This window comes from Rhizobium sp. BT04 (assembly GCF_030053135.1).
GTDB lineage: Bacteria > Pseudomonadota > Alphaproteobacteria > Rhizobiales > Rhizobiaceae > Rhizobium > Rhizobium binxianense.
The window spans coordinates 24,605-43,360 of the sequence record NZ_CP125653.1; the positions used below are offsets into that span (position 1 = coordinate 24,605).

Here is an 18,756-nt window from a genome sequence, read left to right on the forward strand (position 1 = left end):
ATCATGAGACGATCCGTCATTCCCACCATCGCGCACCGTCTGGCGATCCTCTGCTACATCGCCTTCGCGCTCTTCCCGCTGTTCTGGCTGCTCAAGGTGTCGGTGACGCCGAACGACCTGCTCTATAGCGAAGGGGTGCGCATGTGGCCGTCGCGCACGAGCTGGGATCACTATGCCTTCGTGCTGCAGCACAGCGCCTTTCCAACCTTCTTCAAGAACAGCCTGATCGTCTCGGCCTCGACGGCGGTGACGGTGACGATCTGCGCCTCGCTCTCCGGCTACGCGCTGTCACGTTTCAATTTTCGGGCCAAATACTGGATCATCGCGCTGATGCTGCTGACCCAGATGTTCCCGCTCGTCATGCTGGTGGCGCCGATCTTCAAAATTCTGTCGCCCTTGCATCTGACCAACAGCCTGACCGGGCTGGTCATCGTCTACACCGCCTTCAACGTGCCCTTCGCCACCTTCCTGATGCAGTCCTTTTTCGACGGCATCCCGAGAGATCTCGAAGAAGCGGCAATGATCGACGGCGCGACGCAGTTCACCGCCTTCCGGCAGATCATCCTGCCGCTGACGCTGCCGGGCATCGCCGCGACGCTCGGCTTCGTCTTCACCGCCGCCTGGAGCGAGCTGCTTTTCGCACTGATGCTGATCAACGGCAATGACGCCGCGACCTTCCCGGTCGGGCTTCTCACCTTCGTTTCGAAATTCTCGGTGGATTTCGGGCAGATGATGGCGGCGGGCGTCATGGCGCTCATTCCGGCCGGCCTCTTCTTCCTGCTCATCCAGCGTTATCTCGTCCAGGGCCTGACGGCCGGCGCGGTCAAGGGTTAAACAAAAATGGCATCGATCGATATCCAGAATATCCGCAAGGCCTATGGCCACGTGCAGGTGCTGCACGGCGTCGACCTCGAAATCCGCGACGGCGAATTCGTCGTGCTCGTCGGTCCGTCCGGCTGCGGCAAGTCCACGCTCCTGCGCATGATCGCCGGGCTGGAGGATGTCACATCAGGCGAGATCCGCATTGCAGGCGCCAGAGTGAACGAACTGCATCCCAAGGACCGCGACATCGCCATGGTGTTCCAGTCCTATGCGCTCTACCCGCACATGAACGTCGCCGGCAATATGAGCTACAGCCTGAAACTCAGGAGGACGGCAAAGGAGAAGATTGCAAGTGCTGTGGCCGCCGCGGCCGGCAAGCTCGGCCTCGATCCGCTGCTCGAACGGCGGCCGAAGGCGCTTTCCGGCGGCCAGCGCCAGCGCGTCGCCATGGGCCGCGCCATCGTGCGCCAGCCGAAGGCCTTCCTGTTCGACGAACCGCTGTCCAACCTCGACGCCCGCCTGCGCGAACAGATGCGCGCCGAAATCAAGAAACTGCACGGCGACCTGAAGGCGACCTCGATCTATGTGACCCATGACCAGATCGAGGCGATGACGCTGGCGGACCGGATCGTCGCCATGCATGGCGGCGTGGTCCAGCAGGTCGGCAGTCCGCTCGAACTCTACGACCGCCCCGCCAATCTCTTCGTTGCCGGCTTCATCGGCTCGCCGGGGATGAATTTCCTCGAGGCGAGCTATGAGGCGGGCGGCGTGAGGCTGAAGGACGGCACGATCGTGCCGCTGGCCAAACCGCTGCTGCTTGCCGACGGCGCAAAGGTGACGCTCGGCATCCGGCCGGAACATGTTGTGATGAGCGACAACGGCGCGGGACTGGCCGCGGACGTGGAGCTTGTCGAGCCGACGGGCTTCGGCATCATCCTGCACCTTGCCCTGCATGGCCTGCCGTTCAAGATCTTCACGCTGAACCGCGAAGCGCTGAAGGCGGGTCCGAAGGTCAATGTGACCTTCCCCGCCCAATATCTGCATGTGTTCGATGGCGAGGGACAGCGCTTGGATTGAATGGGAACCCCTCAGGCGCTGCGAGCGGAAAAATCTTTTGCCGCATCACCCGCAAGGGTTATATCCCTGGCGTGATCTTGCTGGAGTGGATGCCATGACCGACACTGTTCTCGACCGCTTTCTCCGCTATGTCGTTATCGATACCCAATCCGATCCCTCTTCGTCGACGCAGCCGACCACCGGCAAGCAGAAGGATCTCGGCCGGGTTCTGGTCGAGGAACTGCTGACGATCGGGCTTGCGGATGCGCATCTCGACGAACACGGTTATGTCTATGCGACCATTCCGGCCAATAGCGACAAGACGGTGCCGGTCATCTGTTTCTGCTCGCATATGGATACGGCGCCCGATTTCAGCGGCACTGGCGTCAAGCCGCAGATCGTTACGAATTATGCCGGCGGGGATATCAAGCTTATCGGCGATCCGAGCCGGGTGATCCGCGTCGCCGAGCATCCCGAGCTGAACAACCAGATCGGCAACGACATCGTCACGACCGATGGAACCACCTTGCTCGGTGCCGACGACAAGGCCGGACTGGCGGAAATCATGACCGCGGCCAAGATCCTCGTCGACAATCCCGAGATCCGGCACGGGACGATCAAGCTCCTGTTCACACCCGACGAGGAAGTCGGGCGCGGCGTCAACAAGGTCGACCTGAAGAAACTCGGCGCTGACTTCGCTTATACGATGGACGGCGAGACGGCTGGCCATATCGAGGACGAGACCTTCTCGGCCGATGGCGTCGAGATCGGTATCTCAGGCGTGGCGATCCATCCGGGCTTTGCAAAGGACCGTATGGAAAACGCCATCAAGATCGCCGGCGCCATCATCGACCGGCTGCCGAAGGAGATTGCGCCGGAAACCACCGAGGGAAAGCAGGGCTTCATCCATCCCACAGGCGTGACCGGCTCGATGGAGAAGGCGTCGCTGAGTTTCATCATCCGCGACTTCACCGACGAGGGGCTCGTGGAAAAAGAGACCATGCTCGAAGCCATCGTTGAGGAGGTGATATCGGCCTATCCCGGCTCGACCTATCATTTCCAGGTCAAGGAGCAGTATCGCAACATGAAGGTGGTGCTCGATCGTCACCCGGAGATCGTCGACAACGCCATCGAGGCGGTGCGCCGGGCCGGCATGACGCCGGTGCGCGGCAGCATCCGCGGCGGCACGGACGGCTCGCGCCTTTCCTTCATGGGCCTGCCGTGCCCGAACATCTTCGCCGGCGGCCATGCCTTCCACTCGCCGCTCGAATGGGTGAGCCGGCAGGACATGGAAAAGGCGGTCAAGACGATCGTGGAATTGGCGAGGGTCTGGGAAGAGCGCGCTTAAGGCGCGCTTTCTTCACTCAAAATCGAAACGACGTTAGCCGCCGTTCGCCGGAATAGCCCCGCGCAGCATCACGCTGTCATAGGCGGGGCGGGGCGTGGGGATCGCGATCGGCATGCCTGGCTCAGGCTCGATCGCGGTTGCCGGCGAAGTCACCGGCGCCGTGATCGGCATCGGCATGGGATTTGCGATGGGCGCCATGCGTGCCGCAGGGGCCATATTAACCGGGGACATCGTACTCGCCGTCGCCATCGGGTCCGGCGCCGGGAGCGGAACGGGAACCGCCGAGGGTATCAGAGCCTCGAACTGCGGCGGCAGCATGCTTTCGCCGGGCACATAATTCATTGCCACTTCATAGGAGGGCAGCGGCGGCGGTGTTTGAAGCATACCGTTGGAATCGCGCTTCTCGTAGAAGGCGTTGCCGCCGGCGACCGCCACATAATGCATGTTGTCGTAGGGGAATTTCAGCCCATCGGTGTGGAAGAACATCGCATCCTTCACCGCAGGATGGCGCGCACCCTTCAGGAGGATCGCATCGGCCGCAGTGGCTAGCTCCGGTTCGGCCTGCGGCTTGACTTCGCGTGTCATCACGCCGGGCGCAAACTGCTTCTCCTGGGCGACGACGCCGCAGATCGAGGGAGGATAAGCGCCTGAGGTGAGCCTGTTGATGACGACGGTGCCGACAGCCAGATAGCCGTCCTCGTCCGAATGCCGCGATTCGAAATACATTGCGCGCTGCAGGCAGTCGCGATCCTTGGCCGTATAATTGAAGGCGACTTTCGCCGTTTTAACCTGCTTCGTTTTGGTCGCCGACGTTGCCGCCGGTTTCGATGTCGTTGTGCAGCCCGTGGCCGCGAGCCCTACGAACAAAATCCCGATCAGGGATTTTCCAAAGGAAATCTCCGCCCTCAACGCCAGGTGCCTCCTATCGGGATTAGTCCAGCCCTTTATGATTAACGCGCAAATCTTTTACTCGTCATATGACTGAAATACAAACAACCTTAGATCACAAAAAGCCTGCGGGACTCTCGCCAAATGCGATTCCGGCGACGGCCCCTGAGGCCACCTGCTGCATAAGTCCCAAAAATTAAGGAATTATGCAGCAACTCAATGCGTTACAGCGCCGTTTGCGCTCCATCAGCTGCGAAACAGCTTCCAGCGAGTCGGTTTAAACGACACGCGGTTGCGGTCGAGCCTGTCGGCCTCGCTCGGCGGCAGCTCGATCTCGATATGCGGGCGCTCGTTGCCGATATCCAATTCGATGTGACGGGTGCCGGCCACGCGGCGGCTGGAGACCGGCTGACCGGCGATGCAGTTTTCCGCTGATTCGCAGAGCCTGACGTCATGCGGGCGGAAATAGAGCTGGGCAGCACCATCCGCTTCGCCCTCGGCATTGAGGCCGAGCGAGCGGCCGTCGAAGCGGATGTCGCCGTCTGATATCTCGACCTGCAGGCAGTTCGACTGGCCGATGAAGCCGAAGACGAAGGGAGAATTCGGATTGTCGTAGACCTCATCCGGCGTGCCGACCTGTTCGATCGCACCCTGGCTCATGACGACGACGCGGTCGGCAAGCTCCAGCGCCTCGTCCTGGTCGTGGGTGACAAAGACGGTGGTGTGACCGGTGCGGTCGTGGATCTCGCGCAGCCACTTGCGCAGATCCTTGCGCACCTGGGCATCGAGCGCGCCGAAGGGTTCGTCGAGCAGCAGCACGTTCGGCTCGACGGCCATGGCGCGGGCGAGCGCCACGCGCTGGCGCTGGCCGCCGGAAAGCTGCGCCGGATAGCGTTTCTCAAGGCCGGAAAGCTGCACGAGTTCGAGCAATTCCAGCGCCCGCCGGCGGATGTCGGCCTTGGGCGGCCGCCGCGCGCTGTTTCTGACCTTCAGCCCGAAGGAGACGTTGTCGAGCACCGTCATGTAGCGGAAGAGCGCATAATGCTGGAAGACGAAGCCGATATTGCGCTGTTGCACTGATTTCTTCGAGGCATCCTCGTCGCCGAAGAAGATCAGTCCCTCCGTCGGGCTTTCCAGGCCGGCGATCAGCCGTAGCAATGTCGTCTTGCCGGAGCCCGAAGGGCCGAGCAGTGCGATCAGCTCACCGGAGCGGATGTCGAGCGAGACATCGTGCAACGCCGGAAAACGATCGAATTCCTTGCGAATGTTTTGAACGCGTACTTCCATTCCAATTCCTTCAGTGCCGCCGGCTGGCGGCGATTTCTGCGCTATAGCGCATTTCCAGCAGCGTCTTCAAAACAAGAGTCACGAGCGCGAGCAAGGCCAAAAGCGTGGCAACGGCAAAAGCGCCGGTGAAATTATACTCGTTATAGAGAATCTCCACCTGCAACGGCATGGTATTCGTCTGGCCGCGGATGTGACCCGACACCACCGAGACGGCGCCGAATTCGCCCATGGCGCGGGCGTTGCAGAGCAGCACGCCGTAGAGCAGGCCCCATTTGATATTCGGCAGCGTCACGTACCAGAAGGTCTGCCAGCCGCTGGCGCCGAGCGACAGGGCTGCCTCTTCGTCGGCCGTTCCCTGTTCCTGCATCAGCGGGATCAGCTCGCGGGCGACGAAGGGGAAGGTGACGAACATCGTCGCCAGGATCAATCCCGGCACCGCAAACAGGATCTTGATGTCGTGCGCGCTGAACCACTGGCCGAGCCAGGTGCTGGAGCCGAACAGCAGAACGAAGACCAGACCCGATATCACGGGCGAGACCGAGAAGGGCAGGTCGATCAGCGTCGTCAGGAAGGCCTTGCCCTTGAACTCGAACTTGGCGATCGCCCAGGCGGCGGCAACCCCGAAGATGAGGTTCAGCGGCACGCTGACGCCGGCAACGATCAGCGTCAGGCGGATCGCCGAGAAGGTCTCGGTGTCGGCGAGCGCCTGGAAGAAGGGGCTAGGCCCTTTGCGGAAGGCCTCGACGAAGACGGCTGCAAGCGGCAGCAGCAGGATCAGCAGCAGGAAGACCAGCGAAAGGGCGATCAGGCTGAAGCGCGCGATCCTGTTTTCGGTGGTCACCGAACGCAGCTTCGCGGGTTGAACGGTCGCATCAAGCGCCATAGCCGTACCTCCGCCTGCTCCAGCTCTGGATGAGATTGATGACGAGCAGCATGGCGAATGAGATCACCAGCATGATCGCCGCAATGCCGGTCGCTGCCGCGTAATTATACTCTTCGAGTTTGATGATGATCAGCAGCGGCGCGATCTCCGATTTGAACGGCAGGTTGCCGGCGATGAAGATGACCGAGCCGTATTCGCCGACGCCGCGGGCAAAGGCGAGCGCAAAGCCGGTGAGCACGGCGGGCGCCAGCCCCGGCAGCAGCACGCGGAAAATCGTCTGGAAGCGATTGGCGCCGAGCGTTGCTGCGGCCTCCTCCACTTCCTTGTCGATTTCCTCCATGACCGGCTGCACGGTGCGGACCACGAAGGGCAGGCCGACGAAGATCAGCGCCACGACGATGCCGGCTGGCGTAAAGGCGATCTTGATGCCGAGCGGCGTCAGGAGTTGGCCGACCCAACCGTTCGGCGCGTAGAGCGCCGCCAATGCGATACCGGCGACGGCGGTCGGCAGCGCGAAAGGCAGGTCGACCATGGCGTCGATGACGCGCTTGCCGGGGAAACGGTAGCGCACCAGCACCCAGGCCAGGATGATGCCGAAGACGGCGTTGACGATTGCGGCGATGAAGGCGCTGCCGAAGCTGATGCGCAGCGCATTCAATATGCGCTGATCGAACGCGATCGACCAGAATTTCTCCCAGCCGAGGGCGCTCGAGCGGACGGCAAGGCCCGAGAGCGGGATGAGGATCAGAAGGGTGAGCCAGGTCAAGGTAAGGCCGAGCGCCATTCCGAAACCCGGAATGACACTCGGCCTTTTGAACCGCCACCGCGTGGGGCTATGTGCTTTCATGAAGTCTATTATTGGGCCGGCTTGTAGATTTGGTCAAATACCCCGCCATCGCCGAAGAATTTCGGCTGTGCTTCTTTCCAGCCGCCGAAGTCGTCGATGGTTGCCAGCGTCAGCTTCGGGAAGCGGGCGACGTCGGCCGGATCGGCGGCTTCCGGCTTGATCGGCCGGTAGAAGTGCTTGGCGGCGATCTTCTGGCCTTCGTCGGAATAGAGGTAGTTGAGATAGGCTTCGGCGACCTTGCGTGTGCCCTTCTTGTCGACATTGCCGTCGACGACGGCGACCGGCGGGTCGGCGCGGATGGAGAAGGCCGGCGTCACGATCTCGAACTGGTCGGGACCGAGCTCTTCAAGCGAAAGATAGGCTTCGTTTTCCCAGGCGAGCAGCACGTCGCCGAGGCCGCGCTGGACGAAGGTGGTGGTCGCGCCGCGGGCGCCGGTGTCGAGAACCGGAACGTGCTGCAGCAGTTTCGTTACATAGTCCTGCGCCTTGGCGTCGTCGCCGCCATTCGCCTGCTTGGCCCATGCCCAGGCGGCCAGGAAGTTCCAGCGGGCGCCGCCCGAGGTCTTCGGGTTCGGGGTGATGACCTGCACGCCGTCCTTGATCAGGTCGCCCCAATCCTTGATGCCCTTCGGGTTGCCCTTGCGGACGAGGAAGACGATCGTCGACGTATAGGGCGTCGAATTGTTGGGCAACTTGGTCTTCCAGTCGGCCGGGATCTTGCCGGTCTTCTTGGCGATGGCGTCGATATCGCCTTCGAGGGCCAGCGTGACCACGTCTGCGTCGAGGCCGTCGATGACGGAGCGAGCCTGGGCGCCGGAGCCACCATGCGATGCCTGGATCGTTACGGTTTCACCGGTGTCCTTCTGCCACTTGGCGGCAAAAGCGACGTTGAAATCCTTATACAATTCGCGGGTTGGATCGTAGGAAACGTTAAGAAGCGTCTGATCCGCGAATGCAGGAGCGATGCTCCCGATTGCGAAGCTGCCTGCCATGACCGCGGCTGCGATGAGCCGGGTGAGCCGTTGTGTCTGCATTGGGGAACCCTCCGTGTGTGTGTCTAAACACTATCAAGTCAGTCGTATAATGAAACAAAGGTTCTTCCGGTTCCGGCACTGCCGTTAGAATGTCATTCCATTTAAGGGGTGATTTTGAAATAGACGTGCCGAAGTTGGCCGCGGCCAATTGGCCGCGGCCTGTCGTCCCCGCCGCAGCGCCGTGTTTTTTTCGCCACAGTTCCTCCACGAAAGGGCCATGCTCGGTCGATTTCTGCCAGGTTTTTGCCGCGATGACACTTGCGGATTCCTATATGGCCTCCGTGCGGTCGTATTCACCGGCCGCTACGCGGGGGCATCCCTTGAAATGCGCCTCGCATTCCAAACCTGTTAGGGCCATTCAAAATGAATATCAGAACGATCCTTTTTGCCTCCGTTGCCGCCCTTGCCGCGGCCTCCGGAGCCCACGCAGCCGACGCCATCGTGGCGGCGGAACCCGAGCCCGTGGAATATGTTCGCGTTTGCGACGCCTACGGCACCGGCTATTTTTATATTCCGGGAACGGAAACATGCCTTTCGATCGGCGGCTACATCCGTACCGAAGTGCGCTTCGGTGATCAGATATCCGGCGATTCCGACGTCAACTTCTGGACTCGCGGTCAGGTCACCTTCCAGGCCAAGAACGACACCGAGTACGGTACGCTCACCGGCGTCATCACGCTGCGTTACAATGCCGACAATGCCTCCGATCAGGACGCTCTGCTTGACGAAGGCTATATCGACATTGCCGGCTTCCGCGTCGGTAAACTGTACAGCTGGTGGGATGACGACATGAGCGGCGAGACCGATACGCTCGCCAGCAACGAGACGACCCACAACTCGATTCGTTATCAGTACGAGGCCGGCGCTTTCACGGCTGGTATTTCGGTCGACGAGCTGGAAGAAGACTACGCCACCAAGCCAGGCGAAGGCCCGAACAACTTTGGTGTCGCAGGCCAGGTCTCCTACAAGGCCGGCGCCATCAGCGCCTACCTGCTTGCCGGCTATGATACAGACACCAGCGAAGTCGCTGTCCGCGGTATCGTCTATGCCGATATCGGCCCGGGCACGCTCGGCATTGCCGGCGTATGGGCAAGCGGCGCCAACTACTACTACGAAGAATCCGAATGGACGATCGCAGCAGAGTATGCCTTGAAGATCAACGACAAGTGGAAGATCACTCCCGGCTTCCAGTACTTCGAAAACATCGCTCTCGAGGCTGACGGCAACGGCTTCACCGGCGGCAGTGCCTACACGACCGGTGTCACAATCGACTACCAGATCGTCGAAGACCTGCGTACGAAGCTCAGCGTGCAATATCACGATGAGGACGAAGGCGACGACGAAGTCTTCGGCTTCCTGCGCTTCCAGCGCGATTTCTAAGATCGTCTGATTGCAGGCGAGTGAGGCGCGACCTTCGGGCCGCGCCTTTTTTAATTTAGAACAATGCCGTCACACCCGTGAATCGGCGATGAAGTCGGAATAGAATTCGTCGACCGTTCTTGCCTTGCGCATGGCGGCAAGCGCGCCGTCCGATTGCAGTCGCCTGGCGATGGCGGCAAGCACGTTCAGATATTCGCCGCGATTGTTTTCCCCGAAGAGCAGCACGACGGCGATGTCGGTCGGGATATCGTCGATCGCCTCGAAATCCAACGGTTGGGCGAAGCGGACGAGAAGGCCGCGCGGGCTGGTCATGCCGTCGATCGCCGCATGCGGGATGGCAATGCCGTTGCCGATGCCGGTGGAACCGAGCTTCTCGCGCGTTTCGAGCGCCTTCAGGATGGTCTGGCCATCGACGGAGAAAGCCTTGGCGGCCTTGTCGGCTATGGTCTGCAGCGCGCGCCATTTTGTCGGCGCCGACACGCCGATGAAGGTGTGTTCCGGCCGGATGATGTTGGGAAGGTTCATGTCATTCTCGACGCTGTTGGGCTCGATACTGGACGGGCAGCGGAAGGGACGGACGGTCAGTCCGGTTCCCTGAGCCGGTAGCCGACGCCGGTCTCGGTGGTGATATAGTGCGGCTGGTCGGGAATCTGCTCGACCTTTTGCCGCAGCTGCCTGATGTAGACGCGCAGATATTGCACATCGGCTGCCGGCCCCCATACCTGCTTCAAAAGAAACTGATGTGTCAGCACCTTGCCGGCGTGCTGGGCAAGCACGCGCAGGATGTCGTATTCCTTCGGCGACAATTTTATCTCCTGGCCGTCGACCTTGACGATGCGCTTGACGAGATCGATCGACAGGCCGTCGGTTTGGAAGATCGCCTTTTCGCCTTGCTGCTGCAGGCGATGGCGCAGCGCCACGCGGATGCGGGCGCCGAGTTCGTTGACGCCGAAGGGTTTGGTGACGTAGTCGTCGGCGCCGCTTTCCAGCGCCTTGACGATGCCGGCCTCGTCGGTGCGGCTGGAGAGGATGATGACGGGCATGGAAAGTCCTTCGTCGCGCCACTCCTGCAAGAGGTCATGGCCTGATTTGTCGGGCAGGCCGAGGTCGAGCACGATGAGATCGGGTATATCGTCGGCGACCGAGTGACGGGCGGCGCTCGCGTTCGGCGCCTCCTGCACCTCGTAGCCCTGCGCGGTCAGGCCGACGCGGAGCAGCTTGCGGATCGGCGGTTCGTCGTCGACGACGAGGATTTTGACGGCTGAACCGGTCATTGGAGTTCGTCCAGTTTCGGAATGTCGTTGGGTTTCGGCAGGCGGATGGTGAAGACGGCGCCCGGGCGGCCCGTCCGGTTGCCGGCGGTGATCGTGCCGCCCATCGCCTCGATGAAGCCGCGGCAGATGGAGAGGCCGAGGCCGGTGCCGGCGCGGACCTGATCGCCCTTGCGCACACGGTAGAAGGTGTCGAAGACGCGGCTGAGATCGGCCGGCGGGATGCCCGGGCCTTCGTCCGAGACCTGCATGATGACGTTGTCGGCGTCCGCCCAGCCGTCGATATGGATCACCGATCCCTCGGGCGCGTATTTCGCGGCATTGTCGAGCAGGTTGAAGATCACCTGCTCGAACAGCACCGGATCGACGCGAACCATCGGCAGATTGGCGGGAATGCTCATCTCGGTCTTGTGGTGCTCGAGGATCTTTGCGGCGCGGCGCAGCGCGCTGCCGACGATATCGCCGGCATAATGCAGCGCATGATTCGGCTCCATCGCGCCGGATTCGATCTTGGTCATGTCGAGCAGGTTGGCGATGAAACGGTTGAGGCGCTCGGACTCGTCGACGACGGTTGCGAGCAGGTCGCTGCGGTCCTCCTCCGGCATGGCGGCGAAATAGTCGCGCAGCGTGCCGGCGGCGCCCAGGATGGCGGCAAGCGGCGTCTTCAGGTCATGCGAGATCGAGGTGAGCAGGGCCGAGCGCAACCGGTCGGCTTCGGCTGCGAGCCTTGCCCGGTCGACGTCGGCGACGAGCTGCACGCGTTCGATGGCAAGGGCAGCCTGGTCGGCCAGCGCATCGAGCAGCCGCTGTTGTTCCGGCGTCAGGAGCGGCCCGTCGCGACGGTCGCTGTCGAGGCCGATGACGCCGACGGCGGCGCGCCCGGTTCTGAGCGGCACATAGAGGCGCTTGGCGCCGGGCAGGGTGTCGGCGCCGCGGCCGGCGGCATGATTGTGTTCCCAGGCCCAGCGGGCGGCGGCGATATCGGCGTCATCAAGCGTATCATCGGGGGGATAACCGGCCTTGACCGCGATGCCGTCCTCCTCCGGCAGCAGCAGTACGACGCGGACCTTCAGCATCGAGGCGAGCTGGAAGGCGGTCGCCCAGAGCACGTCGTCGAGCGTGCCGGTGCCGGCGAGCTTCTTGGAGAAGAGATAGAGGTCTTCGGTCGTGCGCGCCCGCTGGCGGGCGGCGGCGGCCTGGCGCTGCACCGTCGCGGTCAGGTTGCTGGCGATGATGGCGACGCCCAGAAAGAAGAACAGGGCGAGCACGCTTTCCGGATCGCTGATCGTCAGCGTGTAGCGCGGCGGCAGGAAGAAGAAGTTGAAGGACAGAGCGCCGAGGATGCAGCTGTAAAGCGCCGGCCGCAGGCCGTGGAGGACGGCGGAGGTCAGCACCGCCATCAGGAAGACGAGGGCGAGGTTGCGCACGTCGAGCACCTGGTCGAGCACGATGCTGACGCCGAGCGCGATGGCGACGTAGGCGGTTGCCAGCAGATAGGCCCAGAGATCCAGCGGCGGCGCCGTGGCGGCGGCTTTGACGCCGCGCGCCGTGGTGCCGTCCTTCTCATTGCCTGAAATCACATGGACGCTGATCTCGCCGGTCTTGCGGATCAGCTCGTCGGTGATCGAGCGGTGCCACCAGTCGCGCCATGTCGGCTTCTTGGGGGCGCCGATGACGATATGGGTGACGTTGTTGGCGGTGGCGTGGCGAACCAGTTCTTCGGCCACTTCGCGGCCGGGAATGGTGATCGCTTCGCCGCCGAGCTGCTCGGCCAGGCGCAGCGTCGCGGCGACCGTGTCGCGCTCCGCCTCGCTCAGATTGATCGAGCGGTTGGTCTCGATATAGACGGCAGCCCACGGCGCGCGCAGCCGGGAGGCCATGCGGGCGGCATAACGCACCAGCGAGGCGGAGCGCGGATGATGGTCGACCGAGACAAGGACGCGTTCGCCCGCCGCCCAGGGACCCGATATGGCATGGGCCTGCATATGGGTGAGCAGCTGGTCGTCGACGCGCTGGGCGGTCTTGCGCAGCGCCAGTTCCCTGAGCGCCGTCAAATTGCCGGGCGTGAAATAATTGGTCAGCGCCCGCTCGGCGGTGCGCGCCATATAGACCTTGCCGTCATGCAGGCGCTTGATCAGATCGTCCGGCGTCAGGTCGATGATCTCGACATCGTCTGCAAGGTCGATGATCGAGTCCGGCACGGTCTCGCGCACGCGGATGCGGGTGATCTGCGAGACGACGTCGTTCAGGCTTTCGACATGCTGGATGTTCAGCGTCGTATAGACGTCGATGCCGCGATCGAGCAACTCCCTCACGTCGAGATAGCGTTTCGGATGGCGGCTGCCCTCGGCATTGGTGTGGGCCAGTTCGTCGACCAGCACGAGATCGGGCCTGCGGGCGAGGATGCCGTCGAGGTCCATTTCCTCCAGCAGCCGGCCCTTATAATCGATTTCGACGCGGGGAATGATCTCGAAGCCGGCGACGAGCGCCTCGGTTTCCTTGCGGCCGTGGGTCTCGACAACGCCGATGACGACATCGAGGCCGTCGGCAATCTTGGCACGGCCGGAGATCAGCATTTCATAGGTCTTGCCGACGCCGGGCGCGGCCCCCAGAAAGATCTTCAGACGGCCGCGCGTTTCGGCCCGGGCTTTCTCGAGAAGCGCATCGGGCGAGGGCCTGCCGGCCTGGTCGCGATTGTCGTCTGGCATGTAGTTTGGTCTTTCTGCGAATGGCTGCAATCGAGGTTCAGCTGGCGGATGGCATTCCCGATGTTTCCGCGGCGAGACCAGCCCCTCATCCGGCTGCCGCCACCTTCTCCCCGTAAACGGGGCGAAGGGGACATGCCGCGACCTCTCCGTCCCTCGCCCAGCTGTCGCGTGGCACGTCCCCTCTCCCCGTCAGAACGGGGAGAGGGTTAGGGTGAGGGGCAGCCGTCAGCGCCAACCGGACATCAGTGAGTCAAGCCCTGGGATGACGGAGATTGGGTTGCTTTCTCGCCAAACTCACTCAGTCATAGAAGCATCAAGGCTCTGGTTCAACGCCAGAACATTGACGGTGGGCTCGCCCAAGATGCCGAGTTCGCGGTCTTGAACGGCGCCATCGACCAGCGCCTTGACCTTAGCCTCATCCAGGCTTCGCGCCTTGGCGACGCGCGCTACCTGGAAGTAGGCGGCTTCGGGCGAAATATCGGGATCGAGGCCGCTGCCGGAAGCGGTGACGAGGTCGGCGGGCACTTCCGCGCTCGGGTTCGTCGCCTTGGCGGCCTCGTAGTCGCCCTTGACGCGGTCGATCAGCTTCTGGCTGGTCGGGCCGAGGTTCGAGCCGCTGGAGGCGGCCGCATTGTAGCCGTCGCCGGCGGCCGAGGGACGGCCGTGGAAATACTTGTCGCTGGTGAAGGCCTGGCCGATCAGCGTCGAGCCGATCGCCTGGCCGTTCTTCTCGACCAGGCTGCCGTTGGCCTGGGCGGGGAAGAGGGCCTGGGCCGCACCGGTCATGGCGAGAGGATAAAGAAGACCTGTTATGGCGGTGGTGGCGACGATCATGACGACCGCCGGGCGAAATTCTCTAAACATTGTTCTTACTCCTTGGAGTGCTCAGGCGAGACCGAGGGCTGCGACGGCCATGTCGATCGCCTTGATGCCGATGAAGGGGACGATGATGCCGCCGAGGCCGTAGATCAGCAGGTTGCGCGACAGCAGCGCGCCGGCGCCGATCGGCCGGTAGCGCACACCCTTCAGCGACAGCGGGATCAGCGCGATGATAATGAGCGCGTTGAAAATGATCGCCGACAGTATGGCGCTTTGCGGCGTCGAAAGCCCCATGACGTTGAGGATGCCGAGTTGCGGGTAGAAGGTCAGGAACATCGCCGGGATGATGGCGAAGTACTTGGCGATGTCGTTGGCGATCGAGAAGGTCGTCAGCGCGCCGCGCGTCATCAGCAGCTGCTTGCCGATCTCGACGATCTCGATCAGCTTCGTCGGGTCGCTATCGAGATCGACCATGTTGCCGGCCTCGCGGGCAGCGACAGTGCCGGTGTTCATGGCAACGCCGACATCGGCTTGGGCGAGTGCGGGCGCGTCATTGGTGCCGTCGCCGCACATGGCGACGAGCTTGCCTTTGGACTGTTCCTCGCGCATCAGCGCCAGCTTCATCTCAGGCGTTGCCTGGGCAAGGAAATCGTCGACGCCGGCTTCGGCGGCGATGGCGGCTGCCGTCAGCGGGTTGTCGCCTGTGATCATCACGGTGCGGATGCCCATGCGGCGCAGTTCCGTGAAGCGCTCGCGGATGCCGCCCTTGACGATGTCCTTCAGCTGGATGATGCCGAGCAGCTTGCCGTCGCGGGCGACCGCCAGCGGTGTGCCGCCCGATTTGGCGACCTCGTCTGATATCGACTGCAACTCGCGCACGACCTCGCTGCCGTTCTTCGAGGATGCGTCGCCGTTGACGTGAGCCAGCACGGCGTCGACCGCGCCCTTGCGGATCGAAGAGCCTTCGAGATCGACGCCGCTCATGCGGGTCTGGGCGGTGAAGGGCACGAAAGTCGCCTTCAGGCTTGCCATGTCACGGCCGCGGATCGCATATTTTTCCTTGGCGAGCACGACGATGGAGCGGCCTTCCGGGGTTTCGTCGGCCAGCGAAGCGAGCTGGGCGGCATCGGCGAGATCCTGTTCGGAAACGCCGCGCACCGGGCGGAAGGTCGTCGCCTGGCGATTGCCGAGGGTGATCGTGCCGGTCTTGTCGAGCAGCAGCGTGTCGACGTCGCCGGCTGCTTCCACGGCGCGGCCGGACATGGCGAGCACGTTGAAGCGGACGAGGCGGTCCATGCCGGCGATGCCGATTGCCGACAGCAGCGCGCCGATCGTCGTCGGGATCAGCGTGACGAAGAGGGCGACGAGCACGATGATCGGGATCGAGCCGCCGGCATAGATGGCAAAGCTCGGGATCGTCGCGGTGGCAAGCACGAAAATCAGCGTCATGCCGGCGAGCAGGATGTTGAGCGCGATCTCGTTCGGGGTCTTCTGGCGCTCCGCACCTTCGACGAGCGCGATCATCCGGTCGAGGAAGGTCGAGCCGGCAGCGGCGGTGATGCGGACGCGGATCCAGTCGGACAGCACCTGCGTGCCGCCGGTGACCGCCGAGCGGTCGCCGCCGGATTCGCGGATGACCGGGGCAGATTCGCCTGTTATCGCCGCCTCATTGACGGAGGCCACACCTTCAATGACTTCGCCGTCCGACGGGATGATGTCGCCGGCCTCGACGAGCACGAGGTCGCCGACCTTGAGGCTGGTGCCCGGCACCATGCGGTAGCCGCTGCCACTATTGGCGGTCAGCAGTTTGGCCTGGGTTTCGGTGCGCGCCTTGCGCAGCGAATCTGCCTGTGCCTTGCCGCGACCTTCGGCGACGGCCTCGGCGAAATTGGCAAACAGCACGGTGAACCAGAGCCAGAGATTGATCTGGAACGAGAAGCCGAGATTGCCGTTGCCTGCCACGAGATCGCGCAGGAAGAGGACGGTGGTCAGCACCGAGACCGTGGCCACGACTGACATGACCGGGTTTCTGGCGAGCGCGCGGGGGTTGAGCTTCTTGAAAGCGGCGCCCACGGCCGGAATGAGGATGCGACTATCCAGGATACTCGCGGAATTTGCCTGGCTCATAAGAGACTCCAGCTTTGAAACGAGGATGGCGAACCGGAAGCCGGTCAGCCCTGTAGGATTTTGAAGATGGCGGCGATGACGAGGAGGCCTGCCATCATCACCAGGATGGTGTCGGAGGCGCGTGCCGTCTGGCCATTCCCGGTGCACCGGGACAAGGGTGGAAGGCGTTGCGAAGCCTGTGACGGAGGATCATGGTATCACCTCAAAAAGTCTGGCCGGCGATCATGACCAGGTGCTCGACGACAGGGCCAAGCGCTAAGGCCGGGAAGAAGGTCAGGCCGCCGACGATCAGGATCGTGCCGACGAGCAGGCCGACGAAGAGCGGACTATCCGTCGGGAAGGTGCCTGCCGAGGCCGGAACCGACTTCTTGGCGATCAGCGAACCGGCGATGGCAAGCGCCGGGATGATGACCAGGAAGCGGCCCATCAGCATGCCGATGCCGAGCGTCACGTTGTACCAGGGCGTGTTACCTGTGAGTCCGCCGAAAGCCGAGCCGTTGTTGGCCGCAGCCGACGTATAGGCATAGAGGATTTCGGAGAAGCCGTGCGGACCTGAAGTGCCGACCGATGCAATCGCACTCGGAAGGACGCTTGCGATTGCGGTGAAAACAAGCATGGCGAGCGGCAGGCAGAGGATGGCGAGAACGGCCATCTTCATTTCCTTCGCTTCGATCTTCTTGCCGAGATATTCCGGCGTGCGGCCGACCATCAGGCCGGCGACGAAGACGGCGACGATGATGAACAGCAGGATGCCGTAGAAACCGGCGCCAACACCGCCGACGATGACTTCGCCGAGTTGCATGTTGATCAGCGGAATGAGGCCGCCAAGCGCGGTGAAGCTGCCATGCATGGCGTTAACAGCACCGCAAGAGGCTGCCGTGGTGATGACCGCAAAGAGCGAGGACAGGGCGACGCCGAAGCGGACTTCCTTGCCTTCCATGTTGCCGCCGCCAAGACCGAAGGCGTGCATCAGCGGATTGCCGGCGGCTTCCGCCCAATAGGTGATGCCGACACCGGCGATGAAGAGTATGCCCATCGTGGCGAGGATCGCCCAGCCCTGGCGCTGGTTACCGACCATGCGGCCGAACACGTTGGTCAGGGCCGCACCGATCGCGAAGATCGACACCATCTGGATGAGGTTGGAGATCGCATCGGGGTTTTCGAACGGATGGGCCGAATTGGCGTTGAAGAAGCCGCCGCCATTGGTGCCGAGCATCTTGATGGCAAGCTGCGAGGCGACGGGGCCGACGGCGATCGTCTGCTGCGCGCCTTCGAGCGTCGTCGCGTTGACGTAAGGCCCAAGCGTCTGCGGCACGCCGAGATAGACGAAAACAAGCGTCAGCACGATGCAGATCGGCAGCAGCACGTAGAAGGTCGCCCTTGTCATATCGACCCAGAAATTGCCGATCGCCTTGCCCGAAGCGCGCGAGAAGGCGCGGATGAAGGCGAGCGCGATGGCAATGCCGGTCGCCGCGGAGACGAAGTTCTGGACGGTGAAGCCGGCCATCTGCGTCAGATAGGACATCGTGCTTTCGCCGCCGTAGTTCTGCCAGTTGGTGTTGCTGACGAAGCTGACGGCGGTGTTGAAGGAAAGCTCCGGCGGGACGGCTGCCATGCCGGCCGGATTATAAGGAAGACCGGCCTGCAGGCGCTGCAGCGCGTAAAGCACGATGACGCCGAGCAGGTTGAACATCAGCATGGCGAAGGCATAGGAGGTCCAATGCTGCTCCTCGCCTTCGCTGGTGCCGGCGATGCGGTAAAGCCCCCGTTCGATCGGAACGAGGACCGGTGACAGGAGCGTGCGCTCGCCGCTGAAGACACGCGTCATGTAGCCGCCGAGCGGTTTGACGAGCACGAGGACGATCCCGCAGTAAAGCAGGATCTGAAGCCATCCGTTGAGGGTCATTTGGGGTAACTTTCAATACCCGGCTGCTTCTCGGTCGCGCGCGACCTCTGAAGCGCCAGTTCTTTTTAGAAGCGTTCCGGGCGAAGGAGAGCGTAGGTGAGATAAACGGTGAGAAACACGGTTACGGCACCGCCCAGGACATAATCGAGGGTCATCGTCGGGTCTCCTGTCAAAGCCTGTCGCAGGCTCTGGTGTAGGCAAAGCACAGCGCAAAGAATATGATCGCGGTGGCGAGTAGAATGATGTCCATCATGATCGTGACTCCTGTTGTTGTTCTTGGAGTCAGACAAGACAAAGGGCGCCATCCAGAAGAAGGCCGCCTTTCATGCTTTCTGGCGTGGAGATGATCTTTTCGATCTCTCGGACATCAATATGGAGCC

The 18,756-nt window shown here is 62.6% G+C and carries 16 protein-coding genes; 4 read left to right on the forward strand and 12 right to left on the reverse strand.

All coding sequences use genetic code 11. From position 1 onward, the window contains the following. Positions 1-3: 3 nt before the first annotated feature. From QMO82_RS31365 to pepT, 3 genes are all read left to right on the forward strand, one after another. Complete coding sequence (locus tag QMO82_RS31365) at positions 4-834, forward strand: carbohydrate ABC transporter permease (protein ID WP_097616404.1); 831 nt, start codon at positions 4-6, stop codon at positions 832-834. A gap of 6 nt (positions 835-840) precedes the next feature. Further along, positions 841-1,899 (forward strand): ABC transporter ATP-binding protein, encoded by a 1,059-nt coding sequence (locus QMO82_RS31370; protein ID WP_183608995.1) that lies wholly within the window; start codon positions 841-843, stop codon positions 1,897-1,899. A 94-nt stretch (positions 1,900-1,993) separates the two neighbouring features. After that, positions 1,994-3,226 carry a peptidase T gene (gene pepT / locus QMO82_RS31375; RefSeq protein ID WP_183608996.1) on the forward strand — a complete coding sequence of 411 codons (1,233 nt, stop codon included), beginning with the start codon at positions 1,994-1,996 and terminating at the stop codon, positions 3,224-3,226. A 33-nt stretch (positions 3,227-3,259) separates the two neighbouring features. Here pepT and QMO82_RS31380 read toward each other — a convergent pair whose 3' ends face one another. The 5 genes from QMO82_RS31380 to QMO82_RS31400 form a co-directional block, all read right to left on the reverse strand. Continuing rightward, positions 3,260-4,135, reverse strand: a complete 876-nt coding sequence (locus QMO82_RS31380; RefSeq protein WP_183608997.1) for a cell wall hydrolase — start codon at positions 4,133-4,135, stop codon at positions 3,260-3,262. A 225-nt stretch (positions 4,136-4,360) separates the two neighbouring features. Beyond that, positions 4,361-5,401 (reverse strand): sulfate/molybdate ABC transporter ATP-binding protein, encoded by a 1,041-nt coding sequence (locus tag QMO82_RS31385; protein ID WP_183608998.1) that lies wholly within the window; start codon positions 5,399-5,401, stop codon positions 4,361-4,363. A gap of 10 nt (positions 5,402-5,411) precedes the next feature. Beyond that, complete coding sequence (gene cysW, locus QMO82_RS31390; protein ID WP_183608999.1) at positions 5,412-6,284, reverse strand: sulfate ABC transporter permease subunit CysW; 873 nt, start codon at positions 6,282-6,284, stop codon at positions 5,412-5,414. Continuing rightward, positions 6,274-7,131, reverse strand: a complete 858-nt coding sequence (gene cysT, locus QMO82_RS31395) for a sulfate ABC transporter permease subunit CysT (protein ID WP_116409194.1) — start codon at positions 7,129-7,131, stop codon at positions 6,274-6,276. Before cysT ends, cysW begins: the two co-directional genes overlap by 11 nt. Before the next feature lie 8 nt (positions 7,132-7,139). Next, the gene (locus tag QMO82_RS31400) at positions 7,140-8,165 is read right to left on the reverse strand and encodes a sulfate ABC transporter substrate-binding protein (protein WP_183609000.1); all 1,026 of its coding nucleotides are present in this window, start codon (positions 8,163-8,165) and stop codon (positions 7,140-7,142) included. Between the two features lie 363 nt (positions 8,166-8,528). Between QMO82_RS31400 and QMO82_RS31405 the strand changes: the two genes are divergently transcribed. Next, positions 8,529-9,545, forward strand: a complete 1,017-nt coding sequence (locus QMO82_RS31405; RefSeq protein ID WP_183609001.1) for a porin — start codon at positions 8,529-8,531, stop codon at positions 9,543-9,545. A gap of 69 nt (positions 9,546-9,614) precedes the next feature. Here the strand turns inward: QMO82_RS31405 and QMO82_RS31410 are convergent, their stop codons facing one another. The 7 genes from QMO82_RS31410 to QMO82_RS31440 all read right to left on the reverse strand — a co-directional run bounded on the left by QMO82_RS31410 (position 9,615) and on the right by QMO82_RS31440 (position 18,531). Further along, on the reverse strand, positions 9,615-10,070 hold the full coding sequence (locus QMO82_RS31410; RefSeq protein ID WP_183609002.1) for a PTS sugar transporter subunit IIA: 456 nt from the start codon (positions 10,068-10,070) through the stop codon (positions 9,615-9,617). A 56-nt stretch (positions 10,071-10,126) separates the two neighbouring features. After that, the gene (locus tag QMO82_RS31415) at positions 10,127-10,819 is read right to left on the reverse strand and encodes a response regulator transcription factor (RefSeq protein ID WP_183609003.1); all 693 of its coding nucleotides are present in this window, start codon (positions 10,817-10,819) and stop codon (positions 10,127-10,129) included. Next, positions 10,816-13,524: a sensor histidine kinase KdpD gene (locus tag QMO82_RS31420; RefSeq protein ID WP_183609004.1), complete on the reverse strand. Its 2,709-nt coding sequence runs from the start codon at positions 13,522-13,524 to the stop codon at positions 10,816-10,818. The genes QMO82_RS31415 and QMO82_RS31420 overlap by 4 nt, the downstream gene beginning before the upstream one ends. Before the next feature lie 294 nt (positions 13,525-13,818). Further along, positions 13,819-14,388 (reverse strand): potassium-transporting ATPase subunit KdpC, encoded by a 570-nt coding sequence (gene kdpC / locus QMO82_RS31425; protein WP_183609005.1) that lies wholly within the window; start codon positions 14,386-14,388, stop codon positions 13,819-13,821. A gap of 21 nt (positions 14,389-14,409) precedes the next feature. Further along, on the reverse strand, positions 14,410-16,470 hold the full coding sequence (kdpB, locus tag QMO82_RS31430; protein ID WP_183609006.1) for a potassium-transporting ATPase subunit KdpB: 2,061 nt from the start codon (positions 16,468-16,470) through the stop codon (positions 14,410-14,412). Positions 16,471-16,672: 202 nt separating this feature from the next. Beyond that, the gene (kdpA, locus tag QMO82_RS31435; protein ID WP_183609007.1) at positions 16,673-18,376 is read right to left on the reverse strand and encodes a potassium-transporting ATPase subunit KdpA; all 1,704 of its coding nucleotides are present in this window, start codon (positions 18,374-18,376) and stop codon (positions 16,673-16,675) included. Positions 18,377-18,441: 65 nt separating this feature from the next. Beyond that, entirely contained in the window at positions 18,442-18,531 is a 90-nt protein-coding gene (locus QMO82_RS31440) for a K(+)-transporting ATPase subunit F (protein WP_183609008.1), read from the reverse strand. Positions 18,532-18,756: the final 225 nt, after the last annotated feature.